The sequence below is a fragment of the Polaribacter irgensii 23-P genome (assembly GCF_000153225.1).
Lineage (GTDB): Bacteria > Bacteroidota > Bacteroidia > Flavobacteriales > Flavobacteriaceae > Polaribacter > Polaribacter irgensii.
Genome location: NZ_CH724148.1, coordinates 1,454,395 through 1,467,178 on the forward strand (window position 1 = coordinate 1,454,395; position 12,784 = coordinate 1,467,178).

Annotated in this window: 8 protein-coding genes; 5 read left to right on the plus strand and 3 right to left on the minus strand. The window is 39.0% G+C overall.

Features of this window, described 5'->3' with window-relative positions; all coding sequences use genetic code 11:
* The first annotated feature begins 295 nt into the window (after positions 1–295).
* From porV to PI23P_RS06480, 5 genes are all read left to right on the plus strand, one after another.
* A complete protein-coding gene (gene porV / locus PI23P_RS06455) occupies positions 296–1,396 on the plus strand; it encodes a type IX secretion system outer membrane channel protein PorV (protein WP_004569960.1) in 1,101 nt (366 codons plus the stop codon).
* 154 nt (positions 1,397–1,550) lie between these two features.
* The gene (locus PI23P_RS06460; RefSeq protein WP_004569961.1) at positions 1,551–2,033 is read left to right on the plus strand and encodes a cytidine deaminase; all 483 of its coding nucleotides are present in this window, start codon (positions 1,551–1,553) and stop codon (positions 2,031–2,033) included.
* A gap of 338 nt (positions 2,034–2,371) precedes the next feature.
* Positions 2,372–3,436, plus strand: coding sequence for a 3-oxoacyl-ACP synthase III family protein (locus PI23P_RS06470; protein WP_004569963.1), 1,065 nt, complete (start codon positions 2,372–2,374; stop codon positions 3,434–3,436).
* Between the two features lie 111 nt (positions 3,437–3,547).
* Complete coding sequence (gene guaA, locus PI23P_RS06475) at positions 3,548–5,083, plus strand: glutamine-hydrolyzing GMP synthase (protein ID WP_004569964.1); 1,536 nt, start codon at positions 3,548–3,550, stop codon at positions 5,081–5,083.
* Between the two features lie 5 nt (positions 5,084–5,088).
* Positions 5,089–6,711: a LysM peptidoglycan-binding domain-containing protein gene (locus PI23P_RS06480; protein WP_238299989.1), complete on the plus strand. Its 1,623-nt coding sequence runs from the start codon at positions 5,089–5,091 to the stop codon at positions 6,709–6,711.
* Positions 6,712–6,782: 71 nt separating this feature from the next.
* Here PI23P_RS06480 and PI23P_RS06485 read toward each other — a convergent pair whose 3' ends face one another.
* The 3 genes from PI23P_RS06485 to scpA all read right to left on the minus strand — a co-directional run bounded on the left by PI23P_RS06485 (position 6,783) and on the right by scpA (position 12,745).
* Complete coding sequence (locus PI23P_RS06485; protein WP_004569966.1) at positions 6,783–7,298, minus strand: hypothetical protein; 516 nt, start codon at positions 7,296–7,298, stop codon at positions 6,783–6,785.
* Between the two features lie 106 nt (positions 7,299–7,404).
* On the minus strand, positions 7,405–10,551 hold the full coding sequence (locus PI23P_RS06490) for a cytochrome c biogenesis protein CcsA (RefSeq protein WP_004569967.1): 3,147 nt from the start codon (positions 10,549–10,551) through the stop codon (positions 7,405–7,407).
* A 130-nt stretch (positions 10,552–10,681) separates the two neighbouring features.
* Positions 10,682–12,745, minus strand: a complete 2,064-nt coding sequence (gene scpA / locus PI23P_RS06495) for a methylmalonyl-CoA mutase (protein ID WP_004569968.1) — start codon at positions 12,743–12,745, stop codon at positions 10,682–10,684.
* Between the last annotated feature and the right edge of the window lie 39 nt (positions 12,746–12,784).

The following is a 12,784-nucleotide window of genomic DNA, read 5'->3' on the forward strand; positions in this document are numbered from 1 at the left end:
AACAAGCCAAACGAACAGGAAGTGCAGGTGCAAATATTTACAGTTGCGGGTAAATTGGTAAAAACCATTCATGAGGAGTAGCAAACGGCTGGAAGTTTGTCACAGAGTATTTCATGGAATGGTTTGGATGACTTTGGAAATAAAAGAGGAAAAGGCGCATATGTATACAAGATGCGCGTACTTTCACGGGTTAGTAATTTGTTTTCATAGAAATATGAAAAATTAGTAATATTTCAATAAAAAAAAGTTTTTACATTCTGTGGGAAGTAATTTGTGACTACAACAAAATAACGAAATGAGAAAATTAGGAATCTATTTAGCAGTGAGTGTTTTGGTTACAGCGAATTTTTCAGCACAAACAGGCGGAATTACCACCGCAACTCCTTTTTTAATAATCGTACCAGATGCAAGAGCAGGAGCAATGGGAGACATGGGTGTTGCTACCAGCGCAGATGCTTTTTCGCTATTTCACAACCCTGCAAAAACAGCATTCGGTGCGCGGCAAATTTATGCGGGAATCACCTATTCTCCATGGTTGCGGAATCTTACAGATGATATTTTTGTAGGAAGTGGTTCTTATATTAATAAGTACAGTGAAAATGCTGCTTGGGGTGCAGAATTTCGGTATTTTTCTCTGGGGACCATAGATTTAACAGATCGCAGCGGGAATGGAAACGGTTCTATAAATCCCAATGAATTTGTGGCTTCAGGATCTTATTCTTTGAGATTAAGTGAAACATTTGCGATGGGGGTTTCCCTAAAATACCTGCGTTCGAACTTGGCATTTAATGGTGTGCCAGGTAGTTCAATACAGTCCATCAATTCTTTTGCCGTGGATGTTTCTGGGTACTACCAGTCATTAGAAGAAAATTATGGCGATTTTGACGGTCGCTACAGAATTGGATTTAATATTGCCAATATTGGTCCTAAAGTGTCGTATACACCAGAGCAAGATGATTTTATACCGACGAATTTAAATTTGGGAGGGGGATTTGATTTTATACTCGACGATTACAATACGATTACTACAACCGTAGAGTTTACAAAACTTTTGGTACCCTCAGAAAACCGTTCTGATAAAAATTTTATTGAAGGCATGTTCAGTTCTTTTGGAGATGCCCCAGGAGGTTTTAGCGAAGAACTCAGAGAGACCACGTATGCATTGGGTGCAGAATATCTATACAACAACGCCTTTGCATTGAGAGGAGGATATTTTCACGAGCATGAAGACAAAGGAAACCGTCAATATTTTACATTGGGTGGCGGTTTTAAAACCAACGCATTGAACATCGACTTGTCGTATTTAGTGAATGCATCGGATGTCAACAATCCTTTAGAAAATTCGTTGCGGTTTTCACTGTCTTTTGATTTAGGTGAAATTTTTGAATATTATTAAAAAATCATTTTTTTTTAGTAATTTTATATCTGCAGAAAGCAGTCGGTATCGGCTGCTTTTTTTGGCGGCGTACACAAGGTGCAATCCATAGAACAGAGACGCAATAGTGAGAAATAATAAATGGGCATAACAGGTTTCAAAAAAAAAGATACAGATGAAAGAAATTAAAATAGCGACTTCCGCAATACGGTATACGGATATTAGTGAACTCTCTGAAGTCGACCGTATGCTGATGGACAAGGCGATTATAGCGCGGGGAAATGCCTATGCACCGTACTCGAATTTTCACGTTGGTGCGGCTTTATTGCTAGCAAATGGAGAGATCGTCCTTGGGAACAATCAAGAGAGTGCCGCATATCCTTCTGGTATGTGTGCAGAGCGCGTTGCTATTTGGAATGCAGGTGCTACGTTTCCTGGCGTGCACATCGATGCATTGGCTATCTCAGCAAGCTCAACAAAAACAGTAGTCAACAGAGCTGTGGGTCCTTGTGGCGCATGCAGACAGACATTGTCAGAATTTGAGGTCAATCAAAAGAAGGCGTTTCCTGTTCTTTTTATGGGAGCAGTTGGGGAGGTGATAAAAACACCTTCTTTAGGGTCGTTGCTGCCTTTTTCTTTTGATAGTTCGTATTTGTAATTTTTTTGAATCTGCTTTTTTAAGTTTTTGAAAAAGCTGCGGTGCGCAGTGAGTAACTTCTTAAGAGGTTCTTTTGGGGTTTGAACATCGTAATTATGCCGCATTCTTTTTGTTTGCTAAAAAGGTCATTTTCTCCAGAAAACAAAAGAGATTGTGGTCTACGTGCCCCTTTGTATTTGTTTTTAAAAGAGTTTTTGTATGGAAATCAATCGAAATCAATGGAAATTTTAGATTGGAGCCCTTTTGAATATCATTGCTTGAGAGCGCGTCGGGTTTGATTATAGTTTGCATTTTTGTAGATTAGACAAAACTTAAGACTGCAAAAACACGATATCGGCATGATTTCATCAAAAATTATAGGAACAGGGAGTTTTATCCCGGGGATAAAAATAGAAAATTCCGCTTTTTTACAATCTCATTTTTTAAATGATGACGGGAGCGAATTGGCTGCAGCAAATGAGGTAATCATTGATAAGTTTCAAAAAATTACTGGGATTTCAGAACGCCGCTACGTCAAAGCAGCGCATAATACCTCTGACATTGCTTTTTTTGCGGCACAAAAAGCAATCGAAGATGCTCAGATAGATCCAGAAACTTTAGACTACATCATTTTTGCACATAATTTTGGAGATATACACCATAGTGCTGTTCAAGGGGATATGCTGCCAAGCCTAGCAACCCGAGTAAAGTATCGCTTGGGGATTTCAAATCCAAACTGTGTTGCTTACGACCTTCTTTTTGGTTGCCCAGGTTGGATTGAGGGCGTGATTCAAGCACACGCTTTTATCAAGGCAGGGATTGCGAAGAAATGTTTGGTCATTGGTGCAGAAACCTTGTCGCGTGTTGTGGACAAGCATGACAGAGACTCTATGATTTATAGTGATGGTGCGGGGGCATGTATTGTTGCCGAGACCTTACATCAAAATGTGGGAATTATCAGCCACGCCTCACAAACGTTTGCAAAAGAAGAGGCTTATTTTTTGCATTTTGGAAAGTCCTATAATAAAAATGAAGAAGAAAAGGTACGGTACATAAAAATGTACGGTCGTAAAATATATGAATTTGCAATTACCAATGTGCCAACAGCGATGAAAATAGCGTTGGATAAAAGCGGAATTGCAATTGAAGAGGTGAAAAAAATATTTATTCATCAGGCAAATGAAAAAATGGATGAAGCCATTATAAAGCGCTTCTATCGACTGTTTAATACACCCGTTCCTAAAGAAGTAATGCCCATGAGTATTCACAAGCTAGGGAATAGTTCAGTTGCAACAGTGCCTACTTTATTAGATTTAGTACGAAAGGGAGAAATCGAAAATCACGACGTAAAAGAAGGAGAGGTAGTGCTCTTTGCCTCTGTAGGTGCTGGAATGAATATCAATGCCATTGTATATCGATTTTAAGAAGAAAGCCAGTGAAAGTAGCCGCTGTTTTTAACGAAAACAGGTCTTTTTTTAATAAAAAAAATCTTCGGGCGAATCCTTATTTTAAAAATCAAAATATTATTTTAGCGCATGGAACAACACCAGGTACTTATATTAGATTTCGGGTCTCAATACACACAGTTGATCGCGAGAAGGGTTAGAGAATTAAATATTTATTGCGAAATTCATCCGTACAATCATCCACCAAAAAATTTAGGGGAATTCAAAGCGGTCATCTTATCGGGGAGCCCAAACTCTGTTAGAGGAGAAAATGTATTGCATCCAGATTTGTTAGAGATTCGGGGTAAAAAGCCAATGTTAGCCGTTTGTTATGGTGCACAATACTTAGCGCATTTTGCAGGAGGTGAGGTGGCTGCTTCAAATACCAGAGAGTATGGTCGCGCCAATTTATCTTTCGTTCTAAACAAGGAACCGTTCTTTGAAAATATCGCTGCGGGAAGTCAAGTGTGGATGAGCCACTCTGATACCATAAAAGAATTACCAACTCACGGTCTGTTATTGGCAAGCACAAAAGATGTAGAAAATGCAGCTTATAAAATTGAAGGGGAAGATACGTATGCAATTCAATTTCATCCAGAAGTATATCATTCCAAAGACGGAAAGCAGCTTTTAGAAAATTTTTTAGTAAAAATTGCTGGAGTCGCACAGACGTGGACACCAGATTCTTTTGTAGAGAGCACCGTGGCAGCAATTCAAAAACAAGTAGGGAGTGACAAGGTTGTTTTAGGCCTTTCTGGAGGTGTAGATTCTACGGTAGCTGCAGTGCTGTTGCACAAAGCTATTGGGAAAAATCTGTATTGTATTTTTGTAAACAACGGTTTGTTGCGAAAGAACGAGTTTGAAAGTGTCCTTGCACAGTACGAAGGAATGGGTTTGAACGTAAAAGGAGTAGATGCTTCGGAACGTTTTTTAACAGCCTTGGTAGGGTTGACAGATCCTGAAAAGAAAAGAAAGGCAATAGGAAATTCGTTTATCGAAGTTTTTGATGCCGAGGCAACTCAAATTACAGGTGTAAGCTGGTTGGCACAAGGAACTATTTATCCCGATGTAATTGAATCGGTTTCTGTAAACGGAGGTCCATCAGCAACCATAAAAAGTCACCACAACGTAGGGGGCTTGCCAGACTATATGAAATTAAAGATTGTAGAGCCTTTGCGAATGATTTTTAAAGATGAAGTGCGCAGGGTAGGTGCTTCTCTTGGCATTGATGCAGAGTTGCTAGGACGTCATCCTTTTCCAGGGCCTGGTTTAGGCATTCGCATTTTAGGAGACATTACAGCTGAAAAAGTCCGTATTTTGCAAGAAGTAGACGCGGTTTTTATCAATGGATTGAAAGAAGATGGCTTGTATGACAAAGTATGGCAGGCGGGTGCGATGTTACTTCCTGTAAATTCTGTTGGAGTAATGGGGGATGAAAGAACTTACGAAAAAGTGGTTGCCTTAAGAGCTGTGGAAAGCACAGATGGAATGACAGCAGATTGGGTAAACTTGCCCTATGAATTTTTACAAAAAGTATCGAATAAAATAATTAATCAGGTAAAAGGTGTGAACAGAGTTGTCTATGACATTAGTTCAAAACCACCGGCAACTATAGAATGGGAATAAAAGATATGAAGTACCTAAAAACTATTGTTTTTCTCTGTATCCTAACGTTTACAGTTTCTTGTGGTCAACAAAAAAAATACGTTCAGTATCAGCTAAAAGAAGGAGAGACTATGGGTTTGATTGCCCAGAGATTAGCGATGAAAACAGCAGATTTATTGCGTCTAAATCCAGATGTTGGCAGTAATCCTGGAGCAGACACGCGCATCGTAATTCCCAACAAAAAACAAAACAATAGGGCTACATCGAGAGGGGATGCGTCAAAATCAAAAGAGGAATTTATTGAAGCGGATGCTGCCGAAACGCTTTTAGTATCTGAAAGTGAAAAGAACAGGGCTGCTACAATTGAAACTTTAGAGAAAGAATTTCAGATACACGAAGTGTTAAAAGGAGAAACTATTTATAGTTTGTCTCGATATTACAAAATTACCGAAGCAGCTTTGCGCGCTTTAAATCCATCAGTAGCAGCAGGCTTAAAGCTTGGACAACTGTTAAAGATAAAGCGAGTAGCTATTAAGTTAGATAAAGATGAGAAGCTATACAAAGACGTGATTGATGCGGATGTTTTTCTGAAAGTGGCAATTATGCTTCCTTTTAGAGCGCAAGAATTGGACACGCTTTCTAGCAATGCTATTTTTGGTAATAGTAAGTTGGCAAATATTGTGACAGATCTTTATCTTGGAGCAGAGTTTGCGATAGATTCTTTGAGAAAGCAGGGTGTTGCAATCGCACTTACTGTATTTGACACCGAGAGAAATGGCACTAAGATTCAGGAGATTCTTGCGAAGAACGATTTAAATGCGCAGGACATAATTATTGGTCCCTTGTATTCAGAGGAGGTGCAAATAGTTTCCGATGCGGTAGATACCCCTATTATTCTTCCCGTATATTCTAAGAAACAAGCAGCATTTAATGCTGGAATTGTAATCAAAACAACACCTAGTAAAGCATTGTTTCGTGCGGAGTTACTCAGGTATATCGAGGGTAATTTTGTTGCTGGCAACATTATTATTGTCGGTGATAATTCATTGGCATCGCGGGAGAATTCATTGAAAATTAGACAAGTTCTGGCCTTGCAAGATTCCATTGTTGGAGTACATCTGATTACACCCGAAGCAGGTTACATAAAAAAAGAAAAATTTATGGAAGTTGCACTGCCCAATGCTAAAAATGTTGTGGTGCTAACCACAGATGACGATGTTATCGTAGCGAGTACTTTCAATAGTTTGATTAGTTTGCCTAAAGACACGGCAGCAACCGTTTTTACTTTTGATAAAGCCAGTGCTATTAACAAGATAGACAACACGAGGCTTGCACAAGTAGGCTTTACTTTTGTGACGGAAGAATACGGTACCCTAGAAGCGTTAAAAACAACTGCTTTTGATAAAAAGTATGCAGCTAAGAATGGGGCATTGCCTTCTTCATATGCAACAAGGGGTTTTGATATTACCTATGATGTTTTAATGCGTTTGGCTTCTGGAGAAAGTCTAAAAAAAACATTTAAAGAAGGCGCTTCGTATCGCGTAGAGAGCAAATTTGATTACACAGATAAGGCTGCTGATTACAAACAGAATAAGGGCTTGTTTATCGTAAAATACAATCCAGACCTGACGTTGACAAGAATAAAATAACCAGAAATTTTAAGCATAAAAAAACCGATGCACTTCGTTGCATCGGTTTTTTTTTTGATTGAATAGAGGTATTAAATTTTTTTCATTTGCTGCTTCATCATCTGTATTTGTTCTTTCAGCATACCGTTTTTATCTAATTTTTTAGCTTCTGCCATTAAGTTAGTCGCTTCTCGTTTTCGTCTTTTGGTCATGGAAATCCCCGCCAGTTGTAACTTTACCATGGCCATATCATGGTCCATAGACAACCCGAGTTTTACTGCTTTACGCAGGTATTTCTCCGCTTGGGTAATGTTTGTTTGGCTCAACATAATTCCGTGTAAATAGTTGTAATACCCTTGTTGTTTCACCGTAAGTGCAGCTTCAGGATTTTTGATGTAGTCCAGCCATTTTTTAGTTCCTGCGAAGTTTTGTTTTCGCAATTGTAAAAAAGACAAAAGAATGAATTCATTTTTAAAGTAGAACAACACAAATAGCCCTGCCAATAGCAGAATGGAAATTCCATTCATAATATGTACTTTACTAAATTCATAGACTGCCCAAACAGCAATGAAACCTGCTAAAATTAATTTTATATTTTTGTGAAACATAGCTTCTTTTCTTTTGTATGCCGACTTTTACGCAAGCAAGATTTGTTTATTTACTCGGGCAAAAATACATTTTCTTCTGAAAATATGACTGTACTTCTCTTTAAAATTAATTTTTATAATATTTCTTATATTTAAAAAAGGCTACGGTTCCAAGAATGGTGATAAAACCTATGGAATAATAAATAGAGGTAGGCGTAATAACGCGGTCTCCACTCGCATAGGAGTGCAGTCCAGATAGGTAAAAGTTCACACCAAAATAGGTCATCATAATAGAAGCGTAGGCAAGGACAGACCACAGGTTAAAGGTGTACCGTCCTCGCAATCCTGGAATCAAACGCATGTGCAATACAAAAGCATACACCATAATAGAAACAAGTGCCCAGGTTTCTTTGGGATCCCAGCCCCAATATCGGCCCCAACTTTCATTAGCCCACATGCCTCCTAGAAAGTTTCCGATGGTCAGCATAATCAATCCAATGGTGATTGCCATTTCGTTAATCACGGTAATTTCTTTGATATTCAAATCCATTTTTTCCTTATTCTTTTTATTGGTAAAGGCCATTAAGAAGAGGGCGAAAATACCGAGAATCATGCCCAAAGAGAAAGGACCGTAACTGGCAACAATAATAGAAACATGGACTAAAAGCCACCAAGAGTTTAAAACAGGTTGGAGGTTTGCAATCGCAGGATCTAACCAGTTTTGATGCGCAAATGCTAAAATAATCGCAGTCAAAAACGTGGTCGCAGTTAATGTTAATGCTGATTTTCTTCCGAAGAAAATTCCGAATAGCATGGTTGCCCATGCAACATAAATAATGGACTCATAAGCATTACTCCACGGCGCATTACCACTGATATACCATCTAGAAATTAAGCCCAGTGTATGGAACACGAAAAGGCCAAGTACAATCAAAGTCAGTACTTTTACCGTGTTATTAATCCATTTTTTAGAATTAAAAATCTGCCAGATCACAAAAATGATGAGAAACAAACTTGCAAATCCGTAATATTTCGCGAGGCGCTGAAAAGGTTGGATTTTATTATATGAAATTTCTAATGCAATTCCTTTTTCTGTAGGAATCACCTCGGATCCAAATTTTCGTTGAAAGGTTTTAATGCCCTCTAGGATTTTATTCGCCTCAGTATAATCATTGGTTTTTTTTGCCTTTTGAAGAAAATTGATATAAACGGGTAATGATTGTCGTACAAAAACGGAATCTGTTCCTTTGAAATTAGCTGTAGAGGTTTCTGGCTGTGATACCCATGTATTATTCTCATCACCTGGAACGGGATATATTTTTAAAATTCCTCCTCCGATGGCGCTGTACAACAGTCCAACTCTCTTGTCAATTTTAATAAGGTCTTTTTCAAACTTATTTTGCACCTTTTTCTTCTGTGCTTCCGCAACGTTGTCCTTAATTTTATAAGTACCTCTAGGGGTTATAAAATTGGATAATGCTGCGTACTTAGCAGTGTCTGAAACGCCAATAAGGGCTCGGATCTCGGTATTCTTTGCTTCTAAATAAATGATCGGTACTTCAAACCAAAGTCTCGGATTTTCGATGATAGACAATAAAACCTGACTGGGTTCCATATTCTTGAATTCTTCGGTTTTACTTACTTTTCGAACCAATTCAGAGGCAAATGTGTGTGCCGGTTTCATACGGCCACCTGCATCTTGAATGACCAATGTATTAAAGTTTTCTGCGTGTTTTACATCCACCATATTGGCCTGTAAAATCGAATCTATCTGATAATTGGTGATTTTCTTACTTTGATGATTGCCATCTTCTTGCGCAAACGCAAAGGAAGATAGAAGTAACATAAACACAACAGATAGTGTAAGTTTCTTTTTCTTTATTTTCTGTAGGCTTTTCTTTAATACGTCAAAACGGGTGTGTTTTGCAAATAGGATGGTAATCATCCCGATATACAGCAAAGAATAACCTGCATAGGTTAGAAAGGTTCCAAGGAAGTCATGGTTTACAGAAAGGTGTGTTTCTTCCTTTCCATCTGATAGGTCGTAACTTGCTTGAAAAAATTTGTAGCCTTTATGGTCTAAAATATGGTTCATATAGATTTTATAATCAAAGGTTTCTTTGGGGTCTATAACGGTTACCTCACTTGCGTAGGCAGCGGCACTTTCAGATCCAGGGTATTTGTCTAATTGGAAATCGTTTAGTTTAATGCTAAATGGAGTTTCTAAAACTTTAGCTCCGTACAACAGTCGAAAGTTTAGATCGCCGACTTTTACTTCTTTTGAACCGTCAGTATTATATTTTCCTCCTGTTAATTCTACCCGCTTTTTCTCGGTGTCTGTAATGATATCTAAAATAATAACATCCAGTACTTTATCATTTTTAGGGCCACTAACTGTGGTCATAATCCCCTTTTCTGCAGGTTTTGGAATTACAAATTGCATCTCTCCAATATTGTGAAGTGTCAAGTATTGAAAGTCTTGTAAAGAGTCTTTTACAATCTTTCCTTTTTCTTGATCTGCCATTCGAAACCAATCTCCGGTGTCTTTAGAAATCATTTGCAAAACACCGTTCGTTTCTGTGAAGTTGATGGAAGCATTGTCTTCTTTCGCATCGAAACCCACTAAAATTCCATGGATGTTTTGTATCGTTCCTTTTTCTATCCAATGCTCGTGTCGCGTTCCGTCTGAGGATTCCACAAAAAATAAATGGTCGATACCGCGCTCGTCTTCAATTAATTTTTTCTCCGCCCAGGGCACATAGGAAACCAACTCAAAGGTAAAGGGAGTATTTTTTTCTGCGGACTTAAAGGTGTCTGCATGGGACCAAGAATTGCTTCCCCAAGCAGATAGCATGATGGGAGTGTTGATTTCTGGTTTCTGTGAGTTCCCATTATCTACCACGGCATTTAAATAGGTGGTTTCCGTTAAAAACTCGCTGGTTGTTTCGCCCTCTTCAATAATCATGATACCTTCATAACCAACATAACGCGTAACCCCGGCGCCTATTAATATCAGTAAGAAGGAAGTATGGAACATTAAAACAGGCCATTTTTCTTTTCTTAATAAGCGATATCTAAAGATGTTTCCGAAGAAATTAATAATAAAGAAACCCATAATTGCTTCAAACCACCAAGAGTTGTAAACGAGTGCTTTTGAAGTTTGTGTACCAAAGTCATTTTCTATAAAAGTAGCAACTGCCATGGCCGCTGCATATGAGATGAATAGAAAGGCTGTTAGTCGGGTAGAATATAGAAAATTAAAAAATTTTTTCATCCTTTTGAATTGCGGTTTATAAGAGTTGCAAATTTAAGCATAAAACCACAAATTCTCTTCTAGATACCGCTGTTTTTATGTATTAAAGTTTTCATAAAAAGGCCTGCTTTATTTTGTAATTATAGGCTGCTTATTCAGGGACACTATCAATTAAGATGCGAAGCATATCGATGGCTGCCTGCGCAATTTTTGTGCCTGGGCCGAAAATTCCGACGGCACCTGCATCAAATAAAAATTGATAGTCTTGCGCGGGAATGACGCCGCCTACAATCACCATAATATCTTCTCTGCCGTGGGCTTTCAATTCTGAGATTACTTGTGGTACCAGCGTTTTGTGTCCTGCAGCTAAAGAGGAAATTCCTAAAATATGGGCATCGTTTTCTACCGCTTGTTTGGTGGCTTCTTTTGGGGTTTGGAAAAGGGGTCCTATGTCTACATCAAAACCCAAATCAGCATAGCCGGTGGCCACTACTTTTGCGCCCCTGTCGTGGCCATCTTGTCCTAATTTCGCAATCATAATTCTAGGGCGTCTGCCTTCTAATTCCGCAAAGGTATTTGCCATTTCTTTGGCTTTTTTAAATAAAGGATCTTCTTTTATTTCTTTGCTATACACTCCTGATATGGTTTGGTGAACTGCCTTGTGTCTTCCAAAAATAAGTTCCAAAGCATCCGAAATTTCCCCTAAGGTAGCTCTATTTCTTGCCGCTGTGATGGCAAGTTCTAGTAAGTTCTCTTTTTCTGAGCTTGCAGCGGCTGTGAGTGCAGCCAGTGCACTTTTAACAGCGGTACTGTTGCGGGCTGCTTTTAAGATCGTGAGTCTTTCAATTTGAGAAGTTCGCACCGCTTCATTGTCAACTTCTAAAATGTGCAAAGGATCTTCTTGTTCTAGTTCATATTTATTAACACCGACAATTACATCTTGTCCGCTATCAATTTTGGCTTGCTTTTTAGCAGCAGCTTCTTCAATTCTCATTTTTGGAATGCCCTTTTCAATGGCTGCTGTCATGCCTCCTAAGGCAGCTACCTCTTGCATTAACTTCCAAGCTTTTTGTGCTATGCGTTCGGTTCGTTTTTCAACCTCGTGACTCCCTGCCCAAGGATCTACTGTTTTTGTTATGTGTGTTTCCTCTTGCAAATAAATTTGGGTATTTCTAGCAATTCTTGCAGAAAAATCTGTAGGCAATGCAATGGCCTCGTCCAAGGCATTTGTGTGCAAACTTTGAGTGCCACCAAAAGCCGCAGCCATGGCTTCTATGGTTGTTCTAGCTACATTATTAAAAGGGTCTTGTTGGGTTAAACTCCAACCGCTGGTTTGGCAATGTGTTCTCAGTGCAAGCGACTTGGGGTTTTTAGGATTGAATTGCTTTACTATTTTTGCCCACAGCATTCTTGCGGCTCTTAATTTGGCAATTTCTGTAAAATGATCCATGCCAATTGCCCAGAAAAAGGACAATCTAGGCGCGAAAGAATCAATGTCCATTCCCGCTGCAATTCCTTTTTTTATGTATTCTAGTCCATCAGCAAGTGTGTATGCCAATTCAATTTCTGCAGTAGCACCTGCCTCTTGCATGTGGTAGCCTGAAATAGAAATTGAATTGAATTTCGGCATTTTAAGACTGGTATATTGAAAGATATCCGCAATAATTTTCATGGAAGGTGCAGGTGGATAGATATAGGTATTGCGGACCATGAATTCCTTTAAAATATCATTTTGTATGGTTCCTGTGAGTGCTTCTAAAGAAACGCCTTGTTCTTCGGCCGCCACAATATAAAAGGCTAGAATGGGAAGTACCGCACCATTCATAGTCATAGATACCGACATTTTATCCAATGGAATTTGATCAAACAACACTTTCATGTCTTCTACAGAATCAATGGCAACTCCTGCTTTTCCCACATCTCCTTGCACCCTCTCGTGGTCGGAGTCATAGCCTCTGTGCGTAGCCAAATCGAAAGCAACAGAAAGCCCTTTCTGGCCCGCTTCCAAATTTCTTTTGTAAAAGGCATTGCTTTCCTCCGCTGTAGAGAATCCAGCATACTGTCTGATAGTCCACGGTCTTCTCACAAACATGGTGGAATAGGGACCTCTTAAATTTGGGGCGATTCCCGCAACAAAACCCTCATGCTGAAAAGCTTCTTTTTTAGGGATACTTTTGTTAGAAAGCGATATGTTTTCGATCGGTGTTCTGCTCATTTTCTAAGGGTATTATACGGCGTTATGGGACCGTTGGGA

Coding starts and splice junctions, on each gene's coding strand:
- PI23P_RS06480 (WP_238299989.1), top strand. CDS start 5,089: ATGAAGTACCTAAAAACTATTGTTTTTCTCTGTATCCTAACGTTTACA.
- scpA (WP_004569968.1), bottom strand. CDS start 12,745: ATGAGCAGAACACCGATCGAAAACATATCGCTTTCTAACAAAAGTATC.
- PI23P_RS06485 (WP_004569966.1), bottom strand. CDS start 7,298: ATGTTTCACAAAAATATAAAATTAATTTTAGCAGGTTTCATTGCTGTT.
- porV (WP_004569960.1), top strand. CDS start 296: ATGAGAAAATTAGGAATCTATTTAGCAGTGAGTGTTTTGGTTACAGCG.
- PI23P_RS06470 (WP_004569963.1), top strand. CDS start 2,372: ATGATTTCATCAAAAATTATAGGAACAGGGAGTTTTATCCCGGGGATA.
- guaA (WP_004569964.1), top strand. CDS start 3,548: ATGGAACAACACCAGGTACTTATATTAGATTTCGGGTCTCAATACACA.
- PI23P_RS06460 (WP_004569961.1), top strand. CDS start 1,551: ATGAAAGAAATTAAAATAGCGACTTCCGCAATACGGTATACGGATATT.
- PI23P_RS06490 (WP_004569967.1), bottom strand. CDS start 10,551: ATGAAAAAATTTTTTAATTTTCTATATTCTACCCGACTAACAGCCTTT.